Source organism: Vreelandella zhuhanensis (assembly GCF_009793355.1).
Lineage (GTDB): Bacteria > Pseudomonadota > Gammaproteobacteria > Pseudomonadales > Halomonadaceae > Vreelandella > Vreelandella zhuhanensis.
This window is the reverse complement of sequence record NZ_WTKP01000008.1, coordinates 69,019-95,152: the sequence shown is the minus strand read 5'-3', so window position 1 is coordinate 95,152 and position 26,134 is coordinate 69,019. Positions and strand designations below refer to the sequence as shown.

The 26,134-nt window shown below is 57.5% G+C and carries 38 protein-coding genes; 10 read left to right on the top strand and 28 right to left on the bottom strand.

Going from position 1 to position 26,134, the window contains the following annotated elements; genetic code table 11:
* Positions 1-49: 49 nt before the first annotated feature.
* A complete protein-coding gene (gene argE, locus GPM19_RS12060; RefSeq protein WP_160419273.1) occupies positions 50-1,222 on the bottom strand; it encodes an acetylornithine deacetylase in 1,173 nt (390 codons plus the stop codon).
* Positions 1,223-1,404: 182 nt separating this feature from the next.
* Between argE and GPM19_RS12055 the strand changes: the two genes are divergently transcribed.
* From GPM19_RS12055 to GPM19_RS12045, 3 genes are all read left to right on the top strand, one after another.
* Positions 1,405-1,935, top strand: a complete 531-nt coding sequence (locus tag GPM19_RS12055; RefSeq protein WP_160419272.1) for an alpha/beta hydrolase — start codon at positions 1,405-1,407, stop codon at positions 1,933-1,935.
* Between the two features lie 85 nt (positions 1,936-2,020).
* Positions 2,021-2,191, top strand: coding sequence for a DUF6435 family protein (locus GPM19_RS12050; RefSeq protein ID WP_160419271.1), 171 nt, complete (start codon positions 2,021-2,023; stop codon positions 2,189-2,191).
* A 13-nt stretch (positions 2,192-2,204) separates the two neighbouring features.
* On the top strand, positions 2,205-3,155 hold the full coding sequence (locus GPM19_RS12045) for a ChaN family lipoprotein (protein ID WP_227842394.1): 951 nt from the start codon (positions 2,205-2,207) through the stop codon (positions 3,153-3,155).
* A 51-nt stretch (positions 3,156-3,206) separates the two neighbouring features.
* On the opposite strand, the gene ntrC is transcribed toward GPM19_RS12045, so the two are convergent.
* From ntrC to glnA, 3 genes are all read right to left on the bottom strand, one after another.
* Entirely contained in the window at positions 3,207-4,631 is a 1,425-nt protein-coding gene (ntrC, locus tag GPM19_RS12040; protein WP_160419270.1) for a nitrogen regulation protein NR(I), read from the bottom strand.
* Entirely contained in the window at positions 4,624-5,670 is a 1,047-nt protein-coding gene (gene glnL / locus GPM19_RS12035; RefSeq protein ID WP_160419396.1) for a nitrogen regulation protein NR(II), read from the bottom strand. The genes ntrC and glnL overlap by 8 nt, the downstream gene beginning before the upstream one ends.
* 367 nt (positions 5,671-6,037) lie before the next feature.
* Positions 6,038-7,444, bottom strand: a complete 1,407-nt coding sequence (glnA, locus tag GPM19_RS12030; RefSeq protein WP_160419269.1) for a glutamate--ammonia ligase — start codon at positions 7,442-7,444, stop codon at positions 6,038-6,040.
* A gap of 496 nt (positions 7,445-7,940) precedes the next feature.
* Here glnA and GPM19_RS12025 point away from each other — a divergent pair, with 496 nt between their 5' ends.
* The 6 genes from GPM19_RS12025 (at position 7,941) to GPM19_RS12005 (ending at position 12,350) form a co-directional block, all read left to right on the top strand.
* Entirely contained in the window at positions 7,941-8,552 is a 612-nt protein-coding gene (locus GPM19_RS12025; protein ID WP_160419268.1) for a hypothetical protein, read from the top strand.
* 203 nt (positions 8,553-8,755) lie between these two features.
* Positions 8,756-8,905 (top strand): hypothetical protein, encoded by a 150-nt coding sequence (locus GPM19_RS15290; protein ID WP_181870691.1) that lies wholly within the window; start codon positions 8,756-8,758, stop codon positions 8,903-8,905.
* Positions 8,905-9,651 carry a metal ABC transporter ATP-binding protein gene (locus GPM19_RS12020; RefSeq protein WP_227842392.1) on the top strand — a complete coding sequence of 249 codons (747 nt, stop codon included), beginning with the start codon at positions 8,905-8,907 and terminating at the stop codon, positions 9,649-9,651. Before GPM19_RS15290 ends, GPM19_RS12020 begins: the two co-directional genes overlap by 1 nt.
* Positions 9,635-10,525: a metal ABC transporter permease gene (locus GPM19_RS12015; RefSeq protein ID WP_160419266.1), complete on the top strand. Its 891-nt coding sequence runs from the start codon at positions 9,635-9,637 to the stop codon at positions 10,523-10,525. Before GPM19_RS12020 ends, GPM19_RS12015 begins: the two co-directional genes overlap by 17 nt.
* A gap of 24 nt (positions 10,526-10,549) precedes the next feature.
* On the top strand, positions 10,550-11,539 hold the full coding sequence (locus GPM19_RS12010) for a metal ABC transporter solute-binding protein, Zn/Mn family (protein ID WP_160419265.1): 990 nt from the start codon (positions 10,550-10,552) through the stop codon (positions 11,537-11,539).
* Between the two features lie 142 nt (positions 11,540-11,681).
* Positions 11,682-12,350, top strand: coding sequence for a cupin domain-containing protein (locus GPM19_RS12005; RefSeq protein ID WP_160419264.1), 669 nt, complete (start codon positions 11,682-11,684; stop codon positions 12,348-12,350).
* Positions 12,351-12,368: 18 nt separating this feature from the next.
* Here the strand turns inward: GPM19_RS12005 and GPM19_RS12000 are convergent, their stop codons facing one another.
* Together GPM19_RS12000 and gloA are read right to left on the bottom strand one after the other, a co-directional pair.
* Entirely contained in the window at positions 12,369-12,737 is a 369-nt protein-coding gene (locus GPM19_RS12000; protein WP_160419263.1) for a DUF6164 family protein, read from the bottom strand.
* Positions 12,738-12,761: 24 nt separating this feature from the next.
* The gene (gloA, locus tag GPM19_RS11995; protein WP_160419262.1) at positions 12,762-13,295 is read right to left on the bottom strand and encodes a lactoylglutathione lyase; all 534 of its coding nucleotides are present in this window, start codon (positions 13,293-13,295) and stop codon (positions 12,762-12,764) included.
* A gap of 105 nt (positions 13,296-13,400) precedes the next feature.
* Between gloA and thiE the strand changes: the two genes are divergently transcribed.
* Entirely contained in the window at positions 13,401-14,030 is a 630-nt protein-coding gene (thiE, locus tag GPM19_RS11990) for a thiamine phosphate synthase (RefSeq protein WP_160419261.1), read from the top strand.
* Here the strand turns inward: thiE and GPM19_RS11985 are convergent.
* The 22 genes from GPM19_RS11985 to rplP form a co-directional block, all read right to left on the bottom strand.
* Positions 14,008-14,886 (bottom strand): DMT family transporter, encoded by an 879-nt coding sequence (locus GPM19_RS11985; RefSeq protein ID WP_264766798.1) that lies wholly within the window; start codon positions 14,884-14,886, stop codon positions 14,008-14,010. The two genes, thiE and GPM19_RS11985, sit on opposite strands and share 23 nt — an antisense overlap.
* 80 nt (positions 14,887-14,966) lie before the next feature.
* Entirely contained in the window at positions 14,967-16,331 is a 1,365-nt protein-coding gene (locus GPM19_RS11980) for a serine hydrolase (RefSeq protein WP_160419259.1), read from the bottom strand.
* Between the two features lie 312 nt (positions 16,332-16,643).
* On the bottom strand, positions 16,644-17,030 hold the full coding sequence (gene rplQ, locus GPM19_RS11975) for a 50S ribosomal protein L17 (RefSeq protein ID WP_114485765.1): 387 nt from the start codon (positions 17,028-17,030) through the stop codon (positions 16,644-16,646).
* 39 nt (positions 17,031-17,069) lie between these two features.
* Positions 17,070-18,065: a DNA-directed RNA polymerase subunit alpha gene (locus GPM19_RS11970; RefSeq protein ID WP_160419258.1), complete on the bottom strand. Its 996-nt coding sequence runs from the start codon at positions 18,063-18,065 to the stop codon at positions 17,070-17,072.
* A 100-nt stretch (positions 18,066-18,165) separates the two neighbouring features.
* On the bottom strand, positions 18,166-18,786 hold the full coding sequence (gene rpsD / locus GPM19_RS11965; protein ID WP_160419257.1) for a 30S ribosomal protein S4: 621 nt from the start codon (positions 18,784-18,786) through the stop codon (positions 18,166-18,168).
* A 12-nt stretch (positions 18,787-18,798) separates the two neighbouring features.
* On the bottom strand, positions 18,799-19,185 hold the full coding sequence (gene rpsK, locus GPM19_RS11960; protein WP_096276490.1) for a 30S ribosomal protein S11: 387 nt from the start codon (positions 19,183-19,185) through the stop codon (positions 18,799-18,801).
* A 39-nt stretch (positions 19,186-19,224) separates the two neighbouring features.
* Positions 19,225-19,581: a 30S ribosomal protein S13 gene (rpsM, locus tag GPM19_RS11955; protein ID WP_160419256.1), complete on the bottom strand. Its 357-nt coding sequence runs from the start codon at positions 19,579-19,581 to the stop codon at positions 19,225-19,227.
* 122 nt (positions 19,582-19,703) lie between these two features.
* Positions 19,704-19,817 (bottom strand): 50S ribosomal protein L36, encoded by a 114-nt coding sequence (gene rpmJ / locus GPM19_RS11950; protein ID WP_009099023.1) that lies wholly within the window; start codon positions 19,815-19,817, stop codon positions 19,704-19,706.
* A gap of 28 nt (positions 19,818-19,845) precedes the next feature.
* On the bottom strand, positions 19,846-21,177 hold the full coding sequence (gene secY, locus GPM19_RS11945; protein ID WP_114485769.1) for a preprotein translocase subunit SecY: 1,332 nt from the start codon (positions 21,175-21,177) through the stop codon (positions 19,846-19,848).
* Positions 21,178-21,612 carry a 50S ribosomal protein L15 gene (gene rplO, locus GPM19_RS11940; RefSeq protein WP_114485770.1) on the bottom strand — a complete coding sequence of 145 codons (435 nt, stop codon included), beginning with the start codon at positions 21,610-21,612 and terminating at the stop codon, positions 21,178-21,180.
* A 3-nt stretch (positions 21,613-21,615) separates the two neighbouring features.
* A complete protein-coding gene (gene rpmD, locus GPM19_RS11935; protein ID WP_114485771.1) occupies positions 21,616-21,798 on the bottom strand; it encodes a 50S ribosomal protein L30 in 183 nt (60 codons plus the stop codon).
* A gap of 5 nt (positions 21,799-21,803) precedes the next feature.
* A complete protein-coding gene (rpsE, locus tag GPM19_RS11930) occupies positions 21,804-22,304 on the bottom strand; it encodes a 30S ribosomal protein S5 (RefSeq protein ID WP_114485772.1) in 501 nt (166 codons plus the stop codon).
* An 11-nt stretch (positions 22,305-22,315) separates the two neighbouring features.
* Complete coding sequence (gene rplR / locus GPM19_RS11925) at positions 22,316-22,666, bottom strand: 50S ribosomal protein L18 (protein WP_160419255.1); 351 nt, start codon at positions 22,664-22,666, stop codon at positions 22,316-22,318.
* 9 nt (positions 22,667-22,675) lie between these two features.
* Positions 22,676-23,206 carry a 50S ribosomal protein L6 gene (gene rplF / locus GPM19_RS11920; RefSeq protein WP_160419254.1) on the bottom strand — a complete coding sequence of 177 codons (531 nt, stop codon included), beginning with the start codon at positions 23,204-23,206 and terminating at the stop codon, positions 22,676-22,678.
* A 9-nt stretch (positions 23,207-23,215) separates the two neighbouring features.
* The gene (rpsH, locus tag GPM19_RS11915; protein ID WP_160419253.1) at positions 23,216-23,608 is read right to left on the bottom strand and encodes a 30S ribosomal protein S8; all 393 of its coding nucleotides are present in this window, start codon (positions 23,606-23,608) and stop codon (positions 23,216-23,218) included.
* Positions 23,609-23,641: 33 nt separating this feature from the next.
* Complete coding sequence (gene rpsN / locus GPM19_RS11910) at positions 23,642-23,947, bottom strand: 30S ribosomal protein S14 (protein WP_160419252.1); 306 nt, start codon at positions 23,945-23,947, stop codon at positions 23,642-23,644.
* Positions 23,948-23,957: 10 nt separating this feature from the next.
* Positions 23,958-24,497 carry a 50S ribosomal protein L5 gene (rplE, locus tag GPM19_RS11905; protein ID WP_160419251.1) on the bottom strand — a complete coding sequence of 180 codons (540 nt, stop codon included), beginning with the start codon at positions 24,495-24,497 and terminating at the stop codon, positions 23,958-23,960.
* Between the two features lie 18 nt (positions 24,498-24,515).
* On the bottom strand, positions 24,516-24,830 hold the full coding sequence (gene rplX, locus GPM19_RS11900) for a 50S ribosomal protein L24 (protein WP_160419250.1): 315 nt from the start codon (positions 24,828-24,830) through the stop codon (positions 24,516-24,518).
* A 14-nt stretch (positions 24,831-24,844) separates the two neighbouring features.
* On the bottom strand, positions 24,845-25,216 hold the full coding sequence (gene rplN / locus GPM19_RS11895; protein ID WP_160419249.1) for a 50S ribosomal protein L14: 372 nt from the start codon (positions 25,214-25,216) through the stop codon (positions 24,845-24,847).
* Positions 25,217-25,266: 50 nt separating this feature from the next.
* Complete coding sequence (gene rpsQ, locus GPM19_RS11890) at positions 25,267-25,527, bottom strand: 30S ribosomal protein S17 (RefSeq protein ID WP_114485779.1); 261 nt, start codon at positions 25,525-25,527, stop codon at positions 25,267-25,269.
* A gap of 1 nt (position 25,528) precedes the next feature.
* Complete coding sequence (gene rpmC, locus GPM19_RS11885) at positions 25,529-25,720, bottom strand: 50S ribosomal protein L29 (RefSeq protein WP_114485780.1); 192 nt, start codon at positions 25,718-25,720, stop codon at positions 25,529-25,531.
* Positions 25,720-26,133, bottom strand: a complete 414-nt coding sequence (rplP, locus tag GPM19_RS11880) for a 50S ribosomal protein L16 (protein ID WP_114485781.1) — start codon at positions 26,131-26,133, stop codon at positions 25,720-25,722. Before rplP ends, rpmC begins: the two co-directional genes overlap by 1 nt.
* Position 26,134: the final 1 nt, after the last annotated feature.

Below are 26,134 nucleotides of genomic sequence, written 5' to 3'. Positions count from 1 at the left end.
GGTGTTTTCGTTCAGGCCGTTGCTTATTTTCAAGGACTTACTCAAGGGCTTACTCAAGAGGCTGTTCAAGATCCTTGCCCAAGCGCTGCAAGAACGCCACACAATGCTGCAACTGCTCGAGTTCGACATATTCATCCGGCTGATGCGCCTGAGCAATACTCCCCGGCCCCAGAATGATCGTCTGCATTCCGCCTGCCTGAAATTGCCCGGCTTCGGTGGCGTAGGCCACCGCATGGCGGCAGCCGGCTGAGTCTTCCGGCAGGTGCCGTCTGGCCAGCGCCATCACCCTGGCGTTATCCCGATCCACCAGCCCCGGCACGGTGGTATTGAGCAGTTCGGTGCTGATCTCGACCTGCTTGCCCTGGTCGCGCAAGCCGGCTTCGATGTCGCGGCAATAGGCTTGAAAGCGCTCGAAGACAGTTTCGAAGGTGTCGGTGGGCAGATGACGTATTTCCCACTCGAACTGACATTCCCGGGCCATGATATTGATCGCCGTACCCCCGGCAATCTTGCCCACATGCAAACTGGTATGCGGTACGTTGAACGCCGGGTCCACCCGCCCTTCTTCCACCAGCATGTGCATGATGTCTTCGATATAAGTGACCAGACGGGCAGCGACGTGAACCGCCGAGGTGCCCTGATTGATCTGGCTGCTGTGGGCTTCACGGCCCACTATCCGGGTACGCAGGTTAGTGGCGCCTTTCTGGGCCACCACCGGTTGCATATCGGTCGGTTCGCCGACGATCACCTGGGCACTGGTGGAGTAGTTCTGGCAGAAATGTCGAATCAAGTCCGGCGCGCCCAGGCAGCCGACTTCCTCGTCATAGGAAAACCCCAGATAAATCGGTTGCTTGAGCGCAGCTTGCGACCATGTCGGGACCATCGCCAGCACACAGGCAATGAAGCCTTTCATGTCGCAGGTACCCCGCCCGTACAGCCGCCCGTCATTGTCGTCATGCAGGCGAAAGGGGTCGGTCGACCAGGGCTGCCCTTTCACCGGCACCACATCCGTATGGCCGGAAAGCATCACGCCGCCCGGCGCCCGGGGGCCGATACGCGCCACCAGGTTGGCTTTGTTGCCGCAGGGGCTCATTACCCGGTCCGCCTGAATGCCATACTCAGCCAGATATTGCTCAACGAAATTCACCAGCGCCAGGTTGGATTCGCTGGAAGTAGTGTCGAATGCCACCAGCCGGTCAAGAAGGTCGAGGGTCTGTTTCATGAAAATTCCTTATGAAAGCGAACGTCCGCTTTCGGCACCCTACCACTGAAACCACGCCCAGCCCACGGCTATGGGCTCAAGGCTGTCATTGGTTCAAGACTGTTGCCAGCGCGAAAAAGTAGCTAGGATCGAATATTCTCGAAACAACGAATACGCTCGCAACAACCAACCTGGAGCGCGACATGACCACGGTATATCTCTCGCACGGCCTGGAAAGCGGCCCGGGCGCCATGAAAATGCAAGCCATGAAGGAAGTGGTGGAAGCCCTGGACGGTTGCGAGGCGGTAGTGATGGACTATCGCGGCATGTCCTCTCCAAGCGAACGGCTGCAACATCTGCTGGCTACCCTGGAGCAGCGTCACGCCGACCCCATGCAATGCATCATGGCCGGCTCCAGCCTGGGCGGTTGGGTGAGTGCCGCGGCTAGCGCCAGGCATCCACTGTTGGGTTGCTTTCTGCTGGCCCCGGCATTGGGGCTGGATCGCTACCCGGAATCCTCGCCGGTCATCCAGGCGCAGCATACCCGGATCATTCATGGCTGGAATGACGACATCGTGCCTCCCGGGCCGATCATTGACTATGCTCAGGCCTATTGCTTTCCCTTGCGCCTGCTAAATGATGATCATCGCCTGCATGCCAGTCTGGACACGATACTCGATGATTTCCGGCGCTTTTTGGAAACCTGCCTGGAACCGGCCGCAAGCGAAAAATAAAAAATATGAACCACCATTAGACAGCGGTCCCAAAATCCTCTACAAGGGGTGTACGTTTCACGATCTCCATTGAGAGGAATAGTTTATGTTGAGTATCTTCAAACGTGACCCGAAGAAAAAGCTTCAGCAAGCCTACGAACGCAAACTGCAGGCCGCCATGGAAGCCTCGCGCAACGGCGACATGCGTGCCAATGCGACCCTCACTGAAGAGGCCAACGCTCTGTTGAGCGAGATTCAGTCGTTGGAGAAATCCTGAGTCAGGAGCCTTCATGCCCCATCGCTTACGCATACCGGGGCGAGCCACCGCGGTATTGATGCTCGCCATACTCGCGGCATTACCCGGCACTGCCATGGCAGAGGATGACGCCTGCCTGGCACCGGGCCAGTGGTTCATGGAGGGTGCCCTGACGACACCCGAAACATTGCTGGCCACTGCCGCTCGGCAAGAAGTGGTGATGCTCGGGGAACGCCACGATGAGAAAGCCCATCACCGCTGGCAGCTGCATACCCTGGCCGGGCTATATGCGCACCGTTCCGATATGGTGATCGGTCTGGAAATGCTTCCCCGCGACGTACAACCGGTATTGGATGCCTGGGTAGCGGGCGAGCTTAGCGAAGAAGCATTTATTCGCGAAAGCAACTGGAAAGAGGTGTGGGGAATCGATGCTGAGCTTTATCTGCCTATCTTGCATTTCGCCCGTATGCAGCAAGTCCCGCTGGTCGCGCTGAATATCCAACCGGCGCTGCGCCAACGCCTGGCCCGGGAAGGATGGCAGGCCGTGCCGTCATCCGAGCGCCACGCAATAACGGCGCCTGAGGCCGCAACCCCTGCCTACCGCGAACGACTGACGCAAATCTTTCAACACCATCCTGCTGCGGAAAACCCTGCTGCGGAAAACGAAGAAGAAAAACAGGAAGGGCAAGCGCAAGACAAGAACGAGGGTGCCGCCCTGGAGAGCTTCATCCAGGCTCAGCTGGCCTGGGACAGGGCCATGGCCGATGGCTTGGCAACGGCGGCACAGAATGGTTCTCTGGCGGTAGGCCTGATGGGTTACGGTCATGTCATCCACGGCGACGGCGTTCCCCATCAACTGCAAGACTTGGGCATCAGCCGGCAAATGGCGCTTTTACCCTTGGCCATCAACGACTGTCAGCCGCCCGATGCAAGCCTCGCCGATGGCGTTTACGTCCTGGACGAGGCAGTCGAGAGTAGCGACTAGATATAGGGTTCCGGACGATCAAGTGTCCTTCACTCATTGAGCCATTCACTCTCATTCATCCGCCAAGGCGGGCAATAATGTCTTGAGCTTACGGGTCAGCGTATTGCGCCCCCAGCCCAGAAGCTCAGCCGCCTCCCCTTTGCGCCCCCCGGTATGCTTGAGCGCGGTTTCGATCAGAATGCGCTCGAAATCCGGCACCGCTTCTTCCAATAGGTGCGTATGGCCTTCGGCCAGGGCATGGTCGGCCCATTCTCGAAAAGCGTTGCGCCAGTCACCTTGCTCCCCTTCGCTATGGTTTGAGGCGCGCAGCTCCGGTGGCAGGTCTTCCACCAGCACTTCGCGCCCGGAGGCCATTACCGTGAGCCAACGGCAGGTGTTTTCCAGCTGGCGTACGTTCCCCGGCCAGGGCAGGTGGGTGAGATGCGCCTCGGCGTCCGCGGTCAGCACCTTGACCTCGGTGGAAAGTTCGGTGGCGGCTTCGGCCAGAAAATGCCGCATGAGACGCGGAATGTCCTCGCGGCGCTCCGCCAGCTTGGGCAGATGGATACGGATCACGTTAAGCCGATGGAACAGGTCTTCACGAAAGCGGCCTTCATTGACCAGGGTTTCCAGGTTCTGGTGAGTGGCGGCAATGATGCGCACGTCCACCTTGACCGAGAGATGCCCGCCCACCCGATAGAACTCGCCGTCAGCCAGCACACGCAGCAAGCGGGTCTGCGTCTCTGCCGGCATGTCCCCGATCTCATCCAGAAACAAGGTGCCGCCATTGGCCTGCTCGAAGCGCCCCTGGCGCTGGGCGGTGGCACCGGTGAAGGCCCCCTTTTCGTGCCCGAACAGCTCGGATTCGATCAGGTCACGCGGAATCGCCGCCATGTTCAGGGCAATGAACGGCTTGCCGGCACGCGGGCTATGCTGGTGCAGCGCCTGAGCCACGCGCTCCTTGCCGGTCCCCGATTCACCGTTGATCAGTACGGTAATATGCGAATGCGACAGCCGCCCGATGGCACGAAAGACTTCCTGCATGGCCGGTGCTTCGCCAATGATTTCGGTGTTCAAGCCTTCCGGCACCGTAATCGGACGCCGGCGTTCGCGGGCATGAGCCACCGCCCGGCGTACCAGCGCCAAGGCTTCGTCGACATCGAACGGCTTGGGCAGGTACTCAAAGGCGCCGCCCTGATAGGAGGCCACGGCGCTGTCCAGGTCCGAGTGAGCCGTCATCACGATGACCGGCAGATCCGGATGCGCCTGGTGCAGGCGGGCCAGCAAGTCCAGGCCGTCGATGCCCGGCATGCGAATGTCAGTGACCAACACATCCGGTGGATCCTCGATCAACCGCGTCAGGGAGGTGTCCGCCCGTGCAATGCATTCCACCTCAAGGTCCGGTTGCGCCAAGGCGCGCTCCAGCACCCAGCGAATAGCACGATCATCGTCCACGATCACTACCCGGGCCACATCAGTGCCTGCCACCTCAGTCATGGTGCTTCTCCAACGGAATCAATAAACGAAATTCGGTATGCCCGGGACTAGACTCGCATTCGATCAACCCTTGGTGTTGATGCAGAATCGATTGAGCGATGGAAAGTCCCAGCCCGCTGCCTTCGGCACGCCCTGAGACCATGGGATAGAAAAGCGTCTCACGCAGGCTTTCCGGCACCCCGGGGCCGTTATCGACCACCCCCACTTCACAGACTAGCCGATGGCGTTCGGCCCCCAGGGTGAACTGGCGTCGAGCACGGGTACGCAGCGTCAGTTCGGGGGCGGTCATTTCGGCATCGGTCATCGCTTGAACGGCGTTACGTGCCACATTCAGCAAGGCCTGGATCATCTGCGATTCATCGCCGGAAAGGTCCGGCAAGCTGGGGTCATAGTCGCGGCGGATCTCCACGTCCGGGTACTCGGCGTGCAATAACGACCGCACCCGCTCAAGTACCTTATGAATATTGAGAGGGCTGTGCTTGATGACGTGAGTAGGCCCGAGCATTGAATCCACCAGATCACGCAGCCGGTCGACTTCCTCCACGATGATATGGGTGAATTCACGCAATCCCGGCTCGTGCAGGTCGCGCTCGAGCAGTTGCGCAGCCCCTCGAATTCCCCCCAGGGGGTTCTTGACCTCGTGCGCCAGGCCTCGCGCCAGCACCTTGATCGTTTCCTGGCGGGTCATCAGCGCTTCTTCACGGGAAATCTGCATCAAGCGATCGCGTGGCTCGAGTTCAAGCAGTAATTCATCTTCCGATAAGGGCGTCACCGTGTAATCGACGGTCAATGGCTCGCCATTGAGCGGCCGCAGGCGTGCTTCACGCTGGGTGAAGGGGTGGAAGGCGTCGCGTGCCTTAGCCAGTATCGCATCGATGCTGTCGTCATTGCCCAGCAACGTATCCAGGCTGAACCCCGAGATACGGCTCAAGCTCACCGCCAGCAAGGCTTCAGCTGCCGGGTTCATCCAGCGCACCCGGAGTTCGCTGTCGAGCAGCAACACCGCCGTGGTCAGATGATCCAGCAAGCGTTTGTACATATCACTCGCGCCAAGCAGTGTCGGCTGAGACGTGCCGGGGGAAGCGTCCCCATGGTGAGTCATGGCAATACCGTTCGGTTAACGAGAAATAAGCCGATGCCAAACCGGCAGCGGATGTCCTGATAATAGAGATCCTGACAATAAGAATGCAAAAAATACGCCAGCTATGTCGTAGGCCACGGGCTAAGCACTATTTTGTTTAAACAACAGACCCGTTTGTTTAAACGACCGACCTATTTATTTAAACGACGGGGCCATATTAGTCACTGACGCAATCCTGTCGCCTAAGCCTTCGCACCATAACAGTGCATCCTAACGCAAAGACCCTGCCGAAGCAGGGTCTCGTAACAGCAACGATGAAGATGAATCAGCAGCTGTAGTACATGTCGAACTCGAGCGGGTGTGTCGCCATGCGCAGACGTTCCACATCTTCGCTCAGAAGCTCGATGTAGGCATCGATCATGTCATCGGTGAACACACCGCCTTCGGTCAAGAAGGCACGGTCGGCGTCCAGCGCTTCCAGCGCCTGATCGAGGCTCGAGGCCACGGTCGGCACCTTCTTGCCTTCTTCCGGGGGCAGGTCATAAAGATTCTTGTCCATGGCATCGCCAGGATGAATCTTGTTCTTGATGCCGTCGATACCCGCCATCAGCAGGGCCGCAAACGCCAGGTAAGGGTTGGCGGTCGGGTCAGGGAAGCGCGTTTCGACGCGCTTGCCCTTGGGGCTTGCCGTGTACGGAATACGAATTGACGCAGAGCGATTACGCGCGCTGTAGGCCAGCATGACCGGTGCTTCAAAACCCGCTACCAGGCGCTTGTAGGAGTTGGTGGAGGCGTTGGTGAAGGCATTCAAGGCACGGGCGTGCTTGATGACACCCCCAATATAGTACAGCGCCATTTCGGAGAGTCCCGCGTACTCCTCACCGGCGAACTGGTTGACACCCTCTTTCCAGAACGACTGGTGGATGTGCATACCGGAACCATTGTCACCCACCAGCGGCTTGGGCATGAAGGTTGCGGTCTTGCCGTAGGCGTGTGCCACGTTGTGGATCACATACTTCATTTCCTGAACTTCGTCGGCCTTCTTCACCAAGGTGTTGAACCTGACGCCGATTTCATTCTGGCCGGCGTTGGACACCTCGTGGTGATGCACTTCCACCGTCTGACCAATGGCTTCCAGGGTGTTACACATGGCGCCGCGCAGGTCATGGAAGCTATCTACCGGCGGAACCGGGAAGTAACCACCTTTAAGGCGCGGACGGTGGCCGAGGTTGCCGCCTTCGATAGTGCGATCCGTCGACCAGGCCCCTTCTTCGGAGGTGATCTTGTACATGGAGCCTTCGATATCGGACTTCCAATGCACCTCGTCGAAGATGAAGAACTCAGGTTCCGGACCGAAAAAGGCCGTGTCGCCCATGCCGGTAGACTGCAGGTAGGCTTCAGCACGCTTGGCGATGGAACGCGGGTCGCGCTCGTAGCCCTGCATGGTGGTCGGCTCGATGATGTCGCAGCGCAGCACCAGGGTCGCATCTTCGGTGAAGGGGTCGAGGAAGGCGGTGCCATCTTCCGGACGCAGAATCATGTCCGACTCATTGATACCCTTCCAGCCGGAGATGGAAGACCCGTCGAACATCTGGCCGTTCTCGAAAAACTCTTCATCCACATCGCGAGCGGGGATCGTAACGTGCTGTTCTTTACCGCGCGTGTCGGTAAAGCGCAGATCCACCCACCTGATCTCATTTTCTTCAATTAGCGCGAGGGTCTTGGCTGACATAGTGTTCTCCGGTATGAGCGTGGCTTTCAGCAAATCAACTCGTTGATATCGTTCAATCTCACCGCAGCTTCTGCGTAATGGTGCCAGGAAGCCATCGGGCAGTTAGAAATCGGCTCTTGTTTTAGCACGCCATACGTCATGTGACTATGCGTGCTGAGCGCCTGCCTTTATTAATGCACGGTTCGTGCCAAAAATGCACCAATAGCGACTAAAAAATAATAAATAACTGATTTTAAGATATTTAAAGAAATAAACTCATCCATTTCAGTGCTTTTCTCGCTCTCTTTTAGCGCATTTAAACCCTCATCCTTTCCTATCAATGCACCAAAAAAACTCAGCAACAACTCATACTGCACCAAAATAGTGCAAAATTAAAAATTTCCATGGCGACAATTTCGGGAAAACTTTAACTTGATACTCAAATAAACCAAATACTACAATCGATTACGCTAGAGCGTATTTACGCCCAAGCTTTCCCCCTACGGAGTCAGCCACAATGGGTTCTCTATGTTTTATCGCAGATGCCCTAGTGACTGGCGCCATGCTTCCTCGTCATCTGGGGGCATTGCACTCAGTAGCGCTGGAGAGTTCTCACGTGCAGCTTTTGATGACGACCTCCCAGCCCGACCCGCGTCTTTCGCAACTGGAAAGCCGCTACCAGGCGCGATGCCTGCTGACGCCCGAACTCACCCTGGGCGAACGCCTGAACCATGCCGCCCTGAGCAGCCAGGCTGACTGGTTTGTATTTGCCTGCCAGCCAAGCTGCCCCACCTCGGCTGCCTGGCCGAAAATCATTTCCCGGTTGAACGCTCATAAGCTGGATGTGTTGATGATCGGCATGTCTCGCCCGGGCCTGTTCGAACGATTACTGCAACGTTTTTTCAACAAGCCCCCTTTGCTACCCCCCTACTTTGCCGTCACGCGTAGCTGGCTGGAGAAGATCGGCGGCTTTGATCCGGAACTGGACCGCGACACTCTCCACGATTTACTTCAACGTCTACAAACCTGCCCCACCCGCATTCAGTGCATTAAAGTCCCGCTCAAAGCACCCTTGCACTTTCATCCCCCCACCGATGACCCCACGCCTTCTTTGCGACGACCGCCCTGACCGGCGGTCTTTTTTTGTGCTGTTTAGGGTGGTGGCGAACACGAATCATCCCCACGGCTGTGGGGATGAACAGTTTGCTACTGACGCACATCAACCAATCCCTTGCACTCTATGCCCTTTCAGCGTGGCGCGATAAAATAGCGGAGCTTGGCTCGCACTAAATGTTATGTTATAACTTAATCCCTTTAGCGAGGATGCTTCTCATGGCGCACCGTGCCCACCGACACCGGGAGGAAGGCCCTTGCCATTTTTCCTTGATGTCGTTGTCTGCCACGCGCCGCCTGATGTTAGCGCTGATCCCTCTGGCCATGCTGTGGTTGCTGGTGGGCTGGGCTAACGGATGGTGGCCGTGATGCACGCAAACAACTCACGTCTACGGCTGCACGACCTTCAGCTGGCGCAGAGCGGGCGGATGGTGGTGGAACATCTCGACGGTCGCTTTCTGGATGGCGCCATCACCGCCTTGATCGGCGCCAACGGGGCGGGCAAGAGCACCTTGATTCAAGCCATCATGGGGGAGCTTCGCCCGATGGGGGGCAAGATCATATGCGACGTTCCCAAGGAACGGCGCGCCTGGCTGCCGCAGCAACTGGCGCTGGACCTGACCTTCCCCATGAGCGTGGAAGAGCTGATCATGACCGGCACCTGGCCCAGCCACGGCGCCTTGAAGGGTTACTGCGCGGCGCATTACCGCCAGGGTCGCAAGATCATGGCGCGGCTGGGCATTTCCCACCTGGCTCACCGGCCGTTGGGCGAGCTTTCCGGCGGCCAGCGCCAGCGGGCGCTGATCGGCCGTACCTTGATGCAAGGCGCCGAGCTTCTGTTGCTGGATGAGCCCTTCGCCAACGTGGATATCGAAACCGTGGATGTGTTGATCGATGTCTTCCACGACATGGCCAAGGACGGTGCCACCCTGGTGGTGGTGTTGCACGACATGGAGCAGCTTTCGCGCCTGGCCGATGAAGTGCTGATGCTGGCGGGCGGGCACGGTCGCTGGGCGTCACCCAAGGAAATTCTTGGCCGCTATGCCGGCCAACCCGCCAAGGCACCGCGCCTGCCTCTCACCTTTCCGGATAGCATTCATGTTGGCTCTGCTTGATAGCTGGTTTATCAGCCCTTTCGAATACGGTTTCATGCGCCGGGCATTGGTGGCCAGCCTTGCGCTTTCCCTGGCGGCTCCGCCGTTGGGTGTCTTTCTGGTATTGCGCGGCATGAGCCTGATCGGCGATGCCATGGCTCACGCGATATTGCCCGGCATCGCGCTGGGTTTCTTGCTGGCGGGGTTTTCGCTGCCGGTAATGAGCCTGGGTGGGGTCATGTTCGGCCTGTTGGTGGCGCTGCTGGCCGGCAGTGTGTCGCAGATGACCGGCCATCGCGAAGATTCCGCGATGGCCAGTTTTTTCATCATGTCGTTGGCGGCCGGGGTGATGCTGATCTCGCTCGGCGGCAGCAGTGTGGATCTGACGCATGTGCTGTTTGGTTCGATCCTGGCGGTCAATACCACCGCGCTGATTCTGATCGTGGGCATCAGTAGCTTGATCGTGGTGCTGATAGCCACCTTGTTTCGCGCCATGGTGGTGGAGTGCCTCGACCCCTTGTTTCTGCGCGGCCAGGGGATACGCGGCGGCGTGATCCAGGGGGTATTTCTTGGTTTGGTGGTACTCAACCTGACCGCCGGCTTCCAGACGCTGGGCACCTTGATGGCGGTAGGCCTCATGATGCTGCCCGCCACCACCGCCCGCTTCTGGAGCAAGCGCCTGGAAGGGCTGATCGGCATTGCCGTGGTCTGGGCGATGCTCGCCAGCACCGGCGGGCTGTTGGTGTCGTATCACTTCAACCTGCCGTCCGGGCCGAGCATTATTCTGCTGGCGGGGGTCGGCTATCTCGTTTCGGCCTTGGTGGGGCGTCATCACAGCTTGGCCGCCAAGTTTCGTCGTCGTGTCATTCCGCTTGGTGCGGAAGACCCTCATTAAGCTCATCCCTTTCAGGAGAAACACATGCGTTCCTTTTGCTCTTCACGTTGGTTGGTCGGTGTTTCCGCCATGCTTGCCCTGCCGGCGGCCATCGCCGCTGAACGCGTTCAGGTAACCACCAGCTTCAGCATTCTTGCCGACATGGTGGAGAACGTAGGCGGCGAGCATGTCGAGGTGACATCGCTGGTCGGCCCGGATAGCGATACCCATGCGTACTCGCCCAGCCCCGGCGATGCCCGTGCGCTCTCGGAAGCGGACTTGGTGGTCTTCAACGGCCTGCAATTCGAAGGTTGGATGGAGCGGTTGATCGAAGCCAGCGATTACAGCGGCCCAGTGGTGACCGCGACGGCAGGTATCGATACAGCGGATGCGGATGCGGATGCTCACGATGACCATGCTCATGGTGACGACGACCCTCACGCCTGGCAGGATCTGACCTTGGGCAAGGTCTACGTCAATAATATTCGTGACGGACTGATCGAAGCCAACCCTGAAAATGCCGCTACTTATCACGAGAATGCCGAGCGTTACATCAATGAGCTGGAAGCCACCGATGAGGAAATTCACCAGTTGATCGGTGAGATACCCGACTCGACCAGTGTGATTACCGGGCACGACTCCTTCAGCTACTTTTCCTCTGCCTACGGCGTACGTTTTTTGTCACCGGCCGGCCTTTCCAGTGCCTCGGAGGCCAGCGCCACCAACATGGCGCAACTGATCGATGTGATTCGTGAGCAGAATGTTCAGGCATTGTTTCATGAAAACATGACCAATCCTGCCGTGCTCAATCAGCTGGCCGAGGAAACCGGCCTGCCGGTTGCCGGTACGCTCTACACCGATGCCTTGGCCAGTGAAGGAGAAGCCAGCACTTATCTGGGCATGATGCGCCATAATGCCCAAACACTTAATACAGCGCTGGCTAACCCGAATCACGACGATCACGACGATCACGACGATCACGACGATCACGACGATCACGACGATCACGACGATCAGCATGGTCACAGCCACTGAGCCAGTGACAAGCGTTAACGCCGCCTTCGGGCGGCATTTTTGTCGGCAAGGTATCGATGTCGCGCTATATCAGGGGGTTGCATCGAGGATGCCGCTTGAAGGAAACTGACGCTCCCGCCGTGGTCACGGAGACTCTGCCACCATGCGTCTAAACGCCGATTTTTCTCATTTTGCCAGCGTGACGCCCGCTGAGTATCACTGGGTAGACTCCCCTTCACCCGGAGTGGAACGCATGCGGCTTGACCGCATAGGCGAAGAAGTCGCCCGCGCTACTTCCTTGGTGCGCTACCCTCCCAATAGCCATTTTTCGCCCCATACGCATCCAGGCGGTGAAGAAATCCTGGTTCTGGAAGGCGAGTTTGCCGACGAACACGGCCGTTATCCTGCCGGCAGTTACCTGCGCAACCCGATTGGCACCTCGCACACGCCGGCGGTAGGCGACAGTGGTGCCTTGATTTTCGTCAAGCTGCATCAATTCGACCCCAGTGACACACTGCATTTTGCCCGCAATTGCGCGCTTTCCCCTTGGCAGCCCGATCGGCAACCCGGGGTAGCCTATAAGGTGCTGCATACTCACAAGAATGAAAGTGTCAGCCTGGAACGCTGGGCAGCCGGTACCGAAGTCAGCTTTTCCCCGCTCAAGGGAGGTCAGGAGATTCTGGTATTGGAAGGCGAGCTGAAGACGCATGCCCCCGCCGCCCTCACTCATTACCCCAGCGGCAGCTGGCTACGCTGGCCCGATGGTGCTGCCCCCACGCTCAGTGCCGGCGATGAGGGTGCGGTGTTTTATGTCAAGCGCGGCCATTTATGATCCATCGCGATTGAGCCTTCAGTCACTGAGCATGGTCATGAAGGGCAGCAATGAAATTGCGCCGATCAATGCCACGGCAATCAACACCAGCAGGACCTGAACAGGGTGAGCCGCCAACCGACGCCACAGGGTCGGTGCCTCACCCCGGGCCAGAGCCTCCTGGTGTTCGGCTCGCACTCGCGTGCCGCGTGCCCGCTGGTAGTCATCGAGCACTGCACGCGCCCGGTCGAGTTGGCCTTCATCTCGCAGCCAGATCGCCTCAACCCCCATGCGAAAAAACCCGGCATGGGTTTCGTAGGTATCAAAGCCATGGGACACCAGCAGATCGCGCACCTCGCCGGCTTCTTCATCCGTGACGTTATGCAGGCGAAACAAAAGCTTAGCCATTAGTACTCCCCGTTCACGCCTAGGCTAGTCGCCCATGGCACCCATTCGCGCCGCTTCGACAACCTCGATCCAGTAACCGTCGACATCCTTGATGAAGATGACATCCTTCATCTTGCCTTGGTCGGCACGCTTGATGAATTCCACTTCGTTCTCATCGAACCACGCCTGAGCGGCCTCCAGGTCCGGCACCGAGAAACAAATATGCCCAAAGCCTTGGGGCTCGGTATTGCCATCGTGGTAGGAAAAATCTTCCTGCGTCTCGGTGCCCCAGTTGTGGGTCAGCTCGAGCAGGCCTTTCTGATTGAACGTCCAGACAGTACGCTGCGCCGTGTCTTCGGGAACCTGGTCAGCATTTTCCAGGTTCGCCAGGAAATACAACGAGAATTGCATTTCCTCGAAATCCAGCCGCCGCAAGACCCGCATGCCCAGGATTTTCGAATAGAATGCCAAGGCCTTTTGCGGGTTCTTGACTCGCAACATGCTGTGATTCAAGCGAAACCCTTTTGCTTGTGGCGCAGGTGTTTCGACGCCGGGATACTGCTCACCAGCAAAGCTCATGCGTATCTCCTTTAACTAATTCGAGCCTCATCTTATCCTACCGTTCAATGCTCGCGTCCAATACTATCGACACCCAGCCCAACCCTGACTCGGAGAATCATCCCCATGAGGCGACCTGACCTAACGCTTTATCTGGTCACTGATACGGAGCTCTGCCAGGCCTACGGCTTGGAACACACAGTGATGGCCGCCGTGAAAGGTGGCGTAACGGTGGTGCAGCTACGCAACAAGCAGGCCGGCGATGAAAAGATGATAGACCAGGCCAAGCGTTTGAAAGCTGCCCTTTCCGGTACCGGCGTGCCCTTGATCATCAACGATCGTTTGAACGTGGCGTTAGCCAGTGGCGCGGATGGCCTGCATGTGGGACAAAGCGACACCGCAGCCCTTGAGGCCCGGGCGGCACTGGGTCCAGAGGCGATCATCGGGCTTTCCATCAATACGCCGGAGCAACTTGCCAAGGCGCCCATCGAGCTGCTGGATTACTTGGGCCTGGGGCCGGTGTTCGCAACGCCGAGCAAGCGCGATCATGCTCAACCGCTGGGGTTTGCAGGGCTCGCCACATTGGCTGAAGCAAGCCCGTTACCCTGTGTGGCTATCGGGGGATTGAAAACCCAGCATATGCGAGACGTACGTCAGACGGGTGTGAACGGCGCTGCACTGGTAAGCGCCATCTGTGGTCAGCCCGACCCTGAAGCTTCAGCGAGACAGCTGCTCAAGCACTGGGGCGCCGTTTAAGTGTGGTGCGGCGGTCATGGTAGGCAATCGCCAGGCCGCTGCCGATAATCAGGATGCTGCCCAGCAATACCCATATATCTGGAATTTCTCCCCAGAACCACCATCCCAGGCCAACCGCCCAAAGCATGGCGGTGTAATCAAACGGCGCCGCAATAGCCGCCGGGGCGAAGCGAAACGCCAAGGTGATGAAGGCGGTGGCTCCGACCCCGAATATTCCCGCCCCGAGAAACCCCAGCCAATGCCAGGGTAACGGCGTTTGCCATACCCATGGCAATATGGCTGCCGTAATCATCAGCGGCACCAGGGACATGTAGAACACCATGGCCCAGAGGTGTTCACGGGCGCCATACCGCCGGGCGGTAATCATCATGAGCGCGTAGAAGACAGCGGCACCAATCATCACCAATGCCCCCAGGCCAAAGGCGTCGCCACCCGGACGTACCACGATCAGCACACCGAGAAATCCGACCAGCGAGGCCGCCAATACCGGGGGCGCGATGCGCTCACCCAGCAAGGGTACCGAAAGCAGCGTCACAAACAATGGCGCCACGAAGGCTATCGCCGTGGCTTCGGCAAGCGGCAATAACGTCAGGCCGAGCACGAAACAGCCCATGGTGCCGGTATAGATAAGCCCGCGGATCAGATGGACACCCGGTCTCCGGGTACGCAGCTTGCGCAAACCGCCCCCGAAATGGGCCAGCAAGGCAATCAGCGGTAACGAGACCAGCGTACGAAAAAAGATAATCTGCACCGGCGAATGGGTTTCTCCCAGCCACTTGGATACCGCATCGCCCAAGGCCAGAAACAATACGCCCAGACACATGCAGCCGATTCCCTTAAGCGACGACGACTCCATTTTTTTCCTCACGGCTTTTGGCAAAAACGCGCACCCCGCCGATCTTGCAACCGGCGGGGTGCGCGAAAAACAAGCGATTGTTAAAGGCTGGCGTTAACCACCATGCAGTCCATGCCTCCCGCTTGAAGCTGCATGCACGCCTGGCGCGCCTGATCTTCCTGGAAATCGACGAGACGTGCCCGGAACATCGGCGGGCCACCTTGCAATGTTTCCACAGTGACTCGCGCCTGGTGGAATTCCTGAGTCAAACGTCGTGCCGCTTGCTGGGCCAATTGCCGTGCATGAGCGGCTTGGCTGAAAGCGCCCACCTGAATACCCCATTGGCCGGAGGCGGTGTTGGCTACCATCTCACGCTCACGTTGAAGGAAACGAGCTACTGGATCATCCGCAGAGCCCATCTCCTGCACCGGCGCATCCTGGGTTGCTGTCGCGGCAGACACGGAGGCTATCGCTCTGGCAGCAGCGTTGTTCTCCACGGGGGAAGGGGAAGCAACAGGGGTTGAAGTAGCTGCCACCGCGGCCATCAGCGGTTGTGTGGCAGGACTGTTGTCGGCCGGCTGGTAAGCAGGAAAGCTCATGTACTCGGTAGAAATACTGGCACTGGCCAGCCAGGTACGCTGATCACGCAACGAGGCGCGTAGAAAACCCCGATCAAGAAGGTCCGCCATGTGAGCATCGCGTGATTGGGCGGTAAGGCCGCCCATCACGATGGCCATCAACCGACGGCTTCCACGTTGGGCGGTGGTCGCCACATTGAACCCCGAGGCCCGAATGAAACCGGTTTTCATGCCATCCGCTCCCGGGTAATTACGCACCAGTCGATTGTGGCTGGTATGCCGGGTGCCGCGATAAGTGAACTCCTGAAGGGCAAAATAATGGAAATACTCAGGAAAATCCTGCCTTACCCGAACCGCAAGCGTCAGCATATCGCGCGCGCTGGAGACCTGAGCAGCGTCGGGCAACCCAGAGGCATTGCGAAACGTTGTGGCCTGCATACCCAGCTCACGGGCTTTCTGGGTCATGAGACGGGCAAACTGGCGCTCACTGCCCGCCAATGCCTCAGCTACCACCGCCGCTACATCGTTGGCGGAGCGCACCGTCAAGGCTCGAATCGCATCATCCACTTCGATCGAGCTTCCTGCCGCCAGCCATAACTTGACTGCTGGCATGGCCGCCGCCTGGCTGGAGACCGGCAAGGGCTGATGCAGCTTCAGACTGCCCCGTTCGAGAGCTTCAAATAAGAGGTACAGGGTCATCATCTTACTCAGCGAAGCCGGATAGCGCCGTGCATCAGCATTTTCGGCGTACAGCACTTCGCCGTTATCCAGGTCCACCACGATACCGGCATAACGCGGATTAGCCTCCGCCAAGGAGCCAAACAAAAAAACCAACATGAGTAGCAGAGCGGTACAGCCAGGCTGGGAGCGTGCAAGAAAAGGTTTCATGAGTTTCCCTTGGATCGCGATGGCGCTGGTAGCGCCTTGTTTTTGATCAAGCATATTTTTGAATAAGCATGGTTTTGAAAGCATAGCAAACAGAACAACGCTCTACACAAGCGAATAGCCATAGCAAGTCAATAGGCGACCATTATGAGGATATTCGGCTGTGCGTACAGTCCTGCGGATAAACGTTACTGCCTTACCTTGCCATATTACCCATCCAGCACAAGCCTTATGTTAGAAAAGCAGCTTTCTCAGATATAAAAAAACCGACCCCGGAGGATCGGTTTTCGATAGGTGCCGATGAGGCCTGCAAAGTTACTCTTCTGCAGCAGCTTCTTCGACGACCGGACGGTCAACCAGCTCGACGTATGCCATGGGGGCATTGTCGCCGGTGCGGAAGCCGCACTTGAGAATACGGATGTAACCACCCGGACGCTCTGCATAACGCGGTCCCAATTCGTTGAACAATTTACCCACCGCTTCCTTGGAACGCGTGCGAGCAAATGCCAAACGACGGTTGGCGATGCTATCCTGCTTGGCCAGGGTGATCAGCGGCTCGAGGTGACGACGCAGTTCCTTGGCCTTGGGCAGGGTTGTTCTGATTACTTCATGCTCGACCAGAGACACGGACATGTTCTTGAACATGGCCTTGCGGTGCGAGCTGGTGCGATTCAGATGACGACCACTCTTACGATGACGCATGGTTGTGATTCCTTACCAAACTGGGACTCAAGTCGACGCTCACGCGGAGGCCTTGTCGTCCTTCAGGCTAGCCGGCGGCCAGTTTTCCAGCCGCATGCCTAGGGACAGACCACGCGCTGCCAACACATCCTTGATTTCATTCAAGGACTTCTTGCCGAGGTTCGGCGTCTTCAACAGCTCTACTTCTGTACGCTGGATCAGATCGCCGATGTAATAAATATTCTCGGCCTTCAGACAGTTGGCACTGCGAACGGTCAACTCGAGATCGTCTACGGGGCGCAGCAGGATGGGATCGACGTGATCCTCTTCCTCTTCGACTTCCTGTTCCTTGTCGGCTTCCAGATCGACGAATGCGGCCAGCTGCTCTTGCAGGATGGTCGCACTCCGACGGATCGCCTCTTCCGGATCCAAGGTTCCATCGGTTTCCAGATCAATGATCAGCTTGTCCAGGTCGGTACGTTGCTCGACACGGGCAGCTTCCACGGAATAGGAAACACGACGGACAGGACTGAAGGTGGCATCCAGCTGCAGGCGACCAATAGTGCGGGTTTCCTCATCGGAACCGCGAGTATCAGCCGGCTCGTAACCACGACCCAAAGCGACCTTGAGCTGAATCTTAAGCTCGGCACCTTCGTTGACGTGGGCAATGACGTGATCCGGATTAACGATTTCGACGCTATGATCAAGCGTGATATCACCCGCAGTCACGACGGCCGGGCCCTGCTTGTTCAGCGAGAGCACCGCCTCGTCGCGGCTGTGCATCTTGATCGCGACATCTTTCAAGTTCAGGAGGATTTCAATAACATCTTCCTGCACCCCTTCAATCGCACTGTACTCGTGCTCGACACCCGCAATCTCGGCTTCCACCACGGCACAGCCGGGCATGGACGAGAGCAGAATGCGACGCAGTGCATTCCCCAGGGTGTGGCCAAAGCCACGCTCGAACGGCTCGAGCACGATTTTGGCGTGATGTGCGCTGATTTCTTCGACCTTGATGTCGCGCGGACGGAGAAACTCTGTCACTGAACGCTGCATATGAACACCTTTCAGGCTGCCAAACGGATACTTGGTACTCGGAGATGACCCGACGGATACACATCATGTACCGCCAAGTCAACAAGAAGCAGAAAACTGCTTACTTGGAGTACAGTTCGACGATCAGGTTTTCGTTGATGTCGGCAGACAGGTCACCGCGTTCAGGCAGAGCCTTGAAAGTGCCTTCCATCTTCTTGGCGTCGATTTCGATCCAGACCACATCACCACGATTGGCCGAGATGGACAATGCGCTTTGAATGCGGACCTGGTTCTTCGCCTTCTCACGAACGGAAACCACATCGCCGGGCTTAACCTGATAGGAAGCCACATTGACGGTGCGTCCGTTGACGGAGATCGCCTTGTGACTGACCAGCTGACGCGCTTCAGAGCGAGTCGAGCCGAAGCCCATGCGGTAGACGACGTTGTCCAGTCGGGATTCTAGCAACTGCAACAACACTTCACCGGTGGCGCCTTTCAGGCGTGCGGCTTCTTTGTAGTAGTTGCGGAACTGCTTTTCGAGTACGCCATACATACGACGTACTTTCTGCTTCTCGCGAAGCTGCAAGCCGTAGTCGGAAAGACGCTGACGACGCTGGCCGTGCACACCCGGAATCTGCTCGGATTTGCACTTCTTCTCGAAGGGAGTCACACCACTCTTCAGAAAGAGATCGGTACCTTCCCGACGAGACAGTTTGCACTTGGGTCCAATATAACGAGCCATGAATCTGTCTCCTTAAACGCGGCGTTTCTTCGGCGGACGGCAGCCATTATGGGGAATGGGCGTCGCGTCGGTGATGCTTTGCACGCGGAAGCCGGCGGCATTCAGTGCGCGCACGGCGGATTCACGGCCGGGACCTGGGCCTTTGACCAGCACGTCGACGTTTTTCACACCATACTCGGCTGCAGCGGTAGCTGCACGTTCACTTGCTACTTGAGCAGCGAACGGGGTGCTCTTGCGAGAACCACGAAAACCCGAACCACCGGCAGTTGCCCAAGAAAGAGCATTGCCCTGGCGGTCTGTGATCGTCACGATCGTGTTGTTAAAAGAGGCATGGATATGCGCAATGGCATCCACTACCTGCTTTTTAACCTTTTTACGGTTACTGCGCGGGTTAGCCATGTTGATGTCTATTCCTGTCTTTACGCCAGAACGTGCGTGTTATTTGCGGATCGGCTTACGCGGGCCCTTACGGGTACGCGCGTTAGTCTTGGTCCGCTGACCACGCAGCGGAAGACTACGACGATGACGCAGACCACGGTAGCAACCCAAGTCCATGAGACGCTTGATATTAAGCGTCACATCACGACGAAGGTCACCTTCAACGGTATACTTGCCGACTTCAGAACGCAGGGCGTCCAGCTCTTCGCTGGAAAGTGCCTGGATCTTGGTGGTCGGCGTGATGCCGGTCGCAACACAAAGTGCCTGTGCGCGAGTACGGCCAATCCCGAAGATATAGGTCAGCGAGATCGCCGCATGCTTGTTGTCCGGGATATTGACGCCTGCAATACGGGCCATCAGCTTACTCCGAAATTTGAGCGGCTTGCTCGATTGTTCATCTACAAAAGGCGCAACAGCATACCCCTTAACTCACCTTGAGGCAAGAGGCATGCCGGCGCCCGCTTAAAACAGTGTAGGGCTCAGCCCTGACGCTGCTTGTGCCGCGGTTCGATGCAGATGACGCGGACAGCGCCATTGCGACGAATGATCTTACAGTTACGGCACATTTTCTTTACGGAAGCTCGAACTTTCATCGTTCTCTCCAATCGGCCTGCGGCGCTTTCAGCGCATGATACCGCCGCTACCGTAGCCTTTCAGGTTGGACTTCTTCATCACCGAGTCATATTGATTCGACATGAGATGCGATTGCACCTGGGCCATGAAGTCCATGATGACCACCACCACGATCAGAAGTGACGTACCACCGAAAAAGAACGGTACGTTCCACGCCACGATCAAAAACTGGGGCATCAGGGAAACCGCAGTGATATACAAGGCACCGAACAGGGTCAGACGAGTCATGACCTTGTCGATATAACGAGCGGTCTGCTCGCCGGGGCGAATACCTGGCAGGAAGGCGCCTGACTTTTTGAGATTGTCAGCCACATCCTTGGGGTTGAAGACCAGCGCTGTGTAAAAGAAGCAGAAGAATACCACTGCCGCCGCGAAAAGCAAGATGTAAAGCGGCTGCCCGGGCCCAAGAGCCTGAGAGGCACGCTGCAACCACTCCATGCCTTCACCAGCACCTACCCACTGACCGATAGAGGCCGGAAACAGCAGAATACTGGAAGCAAAGATGGCAGGAATAACGCCGGCCATATTAACTTTCAGAGGAAGATAACTGCTTTGTCCCGCATACATCTTGTTGCCAACCTGGCGCCGTGGATAGTTCACTTTCAGGCGGCGTTGACCGCGCTCAATGAATACCACGAAGGCCACGGTGGCGACACCTAGCACAGTCAATGCCAACAGTGGGAGCACGTTCCAGGCGCCCTCGTTGCGGGCAAGCTCGAAAGCCTGGCCCACGGCGCTGGGCAACCCGGCGACGATACCGGCGAAGATCAACAACGAAATACCGTTGCCGATCCCCTTTTCGGTAATCTGCTCCCCTAGCCACATCATGAACACCGCACCCGAGACAAACGTCACGACTGCGGTGAAGAAGAAGCTGAAGTCAGCACTGTAAGCAATGCCTTGGCTCGCCAGCCCGACCGACATGCCGGTGGCTTGCACGAACGCCAGCAATACTGTGCCGTAGCGTGTGTACTGGCTGATCTTGCGGCGGCCAGCCTCACCTTCCTTCTTGAGCTGCTCAAGATGGGGTGAAACCGCAGTCAATAGCTGCATGATGATCGACGCCGAGATATAGGGCATTATGCCCAGGGCGAGAACACTCATGCGCTCCAGCGCACCACCCGAGAACATGTTGAACATGCCCAGGATGGTGCCCTGTTGCTCCCTGAACAAGGCAGCAAGCTGGTCAGGATTGATACCGGGCACGGGGATGTGGGCACCGATACGGTACACCACGATGGCGAGGAGCACGAAGCGCAGACGCGCCCACAGTTCACTCAGACCGCTGCCTGTCGCCGGCATGTTTCCTGACTTGGCCATTTAGTCCTCTACCTTGCCACCGGCGGCTTCGATTGCGGTACGGGCACCCTGGGTGACCTTGATACCGCGCACTGTAACCGCCTTGTTCAGTTCGCCGGAAAGGATGATTTTCGCATGCAGCGTGGCATCCTTCAGCACATTTGCCTGCTTCAAGGTTTCCAGAGTGACGTCGTCACCGGCAACCTTGGCAAGCTCATCCAGACGGACTTCTTCAGATACACGCGATTTCGCAGACGAGAAGCCGAATTTCGGCAAACGACGCTGCAAAGGCATCTGACCGCCTTCAAAACCAGGTTTGACGCTACCGCCACTCCGGGCTTTTTGCCCTTTGTGACCACGGCCGCCGGTCTTACCCAGACCGGAGCCGATACCACGACCAACCCGCTTTGCGGCGTGTTTGGAGCCCGGTGCCGGGCTCAAAGTATTGAGTTTCATGGATTACTCTCCCTCAACGCGCACAAGGTAAGTTACCTTGTGGACCATGCCGCGCACGGCAGGGGTGTCTTCCAGCTCAACCGTGTGACCGATGCGACGCAGACCCAGGCCTTTCATTGTGGCCTTGTGCTTGGGCAAGATGCCGATGGTACTGCGGATCTGGGTAACCTTGATCGTTGCTGCCATGGTGTTTACCCCGTGATCGCTTCGACTGACAGACCGCGCTTGGCGGCCACGTCTTCCGGCCCTTGCATGGACGCGAGACCTTTAACGGTCGCCCGTACCACGTTCACCGGGTTGGTGGAACCGTAGCATTTGGCCAGGACGTCATGGACGCCGGCCAGTTCAAGCACGGAGCGCATGGCGCCACCGGCAATGATCCCGGTACCTTCAGAAGCCGGCTGCATGTACACCTTGGAGGCGCCGTGACGGGCCTTTACCGGGTACTGCAGCGTATGGCCGCTGAGGTTGACCTTGACCATGTTGCGACGGGCCTGATCCATCGCTTTCTGAATCGCGATAGGCACTTCACGCGCCTTGCCACGACCGAAACCGACACGACCTTTACCATCACCAACGACAGTCAAAGCGGTGAAGCCGAAAATACGACCACCCTTGACCACCTTGGCGACACGGTTAACCTGCACTAATTTTTCTTGCAGATCGCCGTTGTTCTGTTCGTTCTTCGCCATCGTAAAACCCTTTAGAATTCCAGGCCGCCTTCACGAGCGGCGTCGGCCAGAGCCTTGACGCGACCGTGATATTGGAAACCAGCACGGTCGAAGGCCACCTGGGTGATGCCTGCTTCTTTAGCGCGTTCGGCAATCAGGGCGCCCACTTTCGTGGCTGCCTCTGAATTACCGGTCGCACCTTCACGCAGCGCCTTGTCCAGCGTAGAAGCGCTGGCCAGCACCTTGCCACCATCCGGCGAGATAATCTGCGCATAGATGTGACGCGGGGTACGGTTGACGCACAGGCGATACACGCCCAGCTCGCGGATCTTGGCGCGAGCGCGGCGGGCACGACGGAGACGAGATTCTTTCTTCGCGTTCATAACCCTGCCTTACTTCTTCTTGGCTTCTTTGCGACGCACCTGCTCGTCGACGTACCGAACACCCTTGCCCTTATAGGGTTCAGGCGGACGGAATGCGCGGATTTCCGCGGCGCACTGACCGAGTGCCTGCTTATCAGCGCTTTTCAGCACGATAATGGTGTTTTTCGGCGTTTCCGCTGTAACACCTTCAGGCAGTTCGTAGTCGACCGGGTGCGAGAAGCCCAGTGAAAGGTTGAGCGTCTGGCCCTTGGCCTGGGCACGATAACCGACGCCGATAATTTCGAGCGACTTGGTAAAGCCCTCGGATACGCCCGTGACCAGGTTCTGAACCAAGGCGCGGGTAGTACCGGCCATCGCCCAGCTCTTGGCGCTTTCGCTTGGGGCGAAGGTCAGTTTGCCATCTTCCTGGCCAATCACCACATCCTGGTGAATGGACATGGACAGCGTGCCCTGGCCGCCTTTGACGGTCAGCTTGTCGCCATCAATCTTGATGTCGACACCGGTAGGCACTTTAACCGGATATTTGGCTATACGGGACATATCAGCCTCCTAGAATACGGTGCAGATGACTTCGCCACCGACACCCGCCTGACGTGCGGCGCGATCGGTCATTACCCCGTTGGAGGTAGTGACAATCGCGATACCCAGACCATCGGCGACCTTGGGCAAATCATCTTTGCCCTTATAGCGGCGCAAAGAAGGCTTGGAAACCCGTTGCAGATGTTCGATTACCGGCTTGCCCTCAAAGTACTTGAGGGTCACGGTCAGCTCGGGCTTGACGCCTTCGCTTACCGTGAGGTCGGTGATGTAGCCCTCGTCTTTCAGCACTTGGGCCACCTCGACCTTCAGCTTGGAGGACGGCATGGTGACCGTCTCCTTGGTGGCCATCTGCGCATTGCGGATACGAGTCAACATATCCGCCAGAGTATCTTGCATGCTCATTTAATGTGCGCTCCTGATAATGCTACGTGACGGTTACCAGCTGGACTTCTTGAGTCCAGGGACATCGCCACGCATGGCGGCTTCACGCAACTTGTTACGGCCGAGGCCGAACTTGGTGTAAAAGCCGTGCGGACGACCGGTGATACGGCAGCGGTTACGCTGGCGTACCGGGCTCGAGTCGCGCGGTAGCTGCTGTAGCTTCAGCGTCGCCTCGAAGCGGTCTTCCTCAGAAGCATTCACATCGTGGATGATCGCCTTGAGTCCAGTGCGCTTGGCCGCATACTTCTCGACCAGCTTGGTGCGCTTGAGCTCACGCTCTACCATGCTTTTCTTTGCCATGATCCCAACCTTATTTCTTGAACGGGAAGTTCAGCGCGGTAAGTAACGCGCGACCTTCCTCGTCGGTGTTGGCTGTAGTGGTGATGGTGACGTCCAGCCCCCGAATACGATCGATTTTATCATACTCGATCTCCGGGAAGATGATCTGCTCACGCACCCCCATGGAGTAGTTGCCGCGACCGTCGAAGGACTTCGGGTTGAGACCACGGAAGTCACGCACGCGGGGTATCGCGATGTTTACCAAGCGGTCCAGGAAGTCCCACATGCGCTCAGCGCGCAGGGTTACCTTGATGCCGATTGGCCAACCTTCACGCACCTTGAAGCCCGCGATGGACTTGCGTGCCTTCGTCACCAGCGGCTTTTGACCGGAAAGCTTTTCCAAGTCACCGCTGGCATTGTCGATCAGCTTTTTATCGCTGACCGCGTCGCCGATACCCATGTTCAGTGTCACTTTCGTGACCCGGGGTACCTGCATCACGTTGGCGTAGCTAAACTGCTCACGGAGTTGAGCTACTACCTCGTTTTGATAACGTTCTTTCAAGTTCGCCATTTTGCTACCCGACTCGCGTTAGGCGTCGATCTGCGTCTGCGTCGACTTGTAGATACGTACCTTGGTACCGTCTTCCTTCACTTGGAAGCCGACGCGATCCGCCTTACCGGTCTCCGAATTGAAGATGGCCACGTTGGACGCGTGAATCGGAGCCTCGCGCTCGACGATACCGCCCTGATTTCCCGCCGTGGGATTCGGCTTGGTGTGACGCTTGATCATGTTCACACCGGACACGACAAAGCGGTTTTCCAACACCCGCTTAATCGTACCACGCTTGCCTTTATCCTTCCCGGCGATGACGATGACTTCATCGTCACGTTTGATTTTTTGCATATCCGCCTCGCTCCTTACAGCACTTCAGGCGCCAAGGAAATGATCTTCATGAACCTTTCGTTGCGCAGTTCACGAGTTACCGGCCCGAAGATACGGGTACCGATCGGTTGTTCGTTAGTGTTGTTCAACAAAACAGCCGCATTTCCATCGAAACGGATCAGCGAACCGTCTGGACGACGGACGCCACTACGGGTCCGAACCACTACCGCTTTCAGCACCTGGCCTTTTTTGACCTTGCCGCGCGGAATAGCTTCCTTCACCGTTACTTTGATGACATCACCAATACGAGCGTAGCGACGGTGTGAACCGCCTAACACCTTGATGCATTGCACCCGGCGCGCTCCGCTGTTGTCGGCGACATCCAGCATTGTCTGAGTCTGAATCATCGGTTTTCTCCAAACCTAATCTGACTGCACTGGTTTGACAGACCTGGGCGTTAGCCTTTCGCCTGCTCAACCACCTCGACGAGCGACCAAGCTTTCTTCTTGGAAAGCGGACGGCATTCCTGAATGGAAACCGTATCGCCTGCCTTTGCCTGGTTCGTTTCATCATGGGCGTGCAGCTTGGTGGAGCGCTTTACGTATTTTCCGTAGATCGGGTGACGCTCACGACGCTCGATCATTACAACGATGGACTTGTCCATCTTGTCGCTCACCACTTTACCGGTGAGCGTCCGGGTTTTTTTCTCTTCGGCCATCTCAGTCCCCTGCCTTCTCGTTAAGCACAGTCTTCACGCGGGCGATATCCCGACGGACCTGCTTGAGCAGATGAGTCTGGCTGAGTTGGCCGGTGGCCTTCTGCATGCGCAGGTTGAACTGCTCGCGGAGGAGTTCGAGGAGCTGCTCACGCAGTTCACCGACTGACTTTTCACGAATTTCGTTGGCTATCATCACATCACCGTCCGTTTTGCAAAGGTGGTGGATATGGGCATCTTCTGTGCAGCGAGAGTGAACGCTTCACGCGCCAACTCTTCCGAAACACCTTCGATCTCATACAGGACCCGACCCGGCTGGATCTGGGCTACCCAGTACTCGACCGAGCCCTTCCCTTTACCCATACGAACTTCGAGCGGCTTCTTGGAAATCGGCTTATCAGGGAAGACGCGGATCCAGATCTTGCCGCCACGCTTGACGTGACGGGTGATCGCACGACGGCCGGCTTCGATCTGGCGCGCAGTAACGCGGCCGCGACCGGTAGCCTTGAGGCCGTATTCCCCGAAGCTGATCTTGCTTCCGCGATGCGCCAGGCCACGGTTGCGGCCTTTCATCATCTTGCGGAATTTCATGCGCTTGGGCTGTAACATC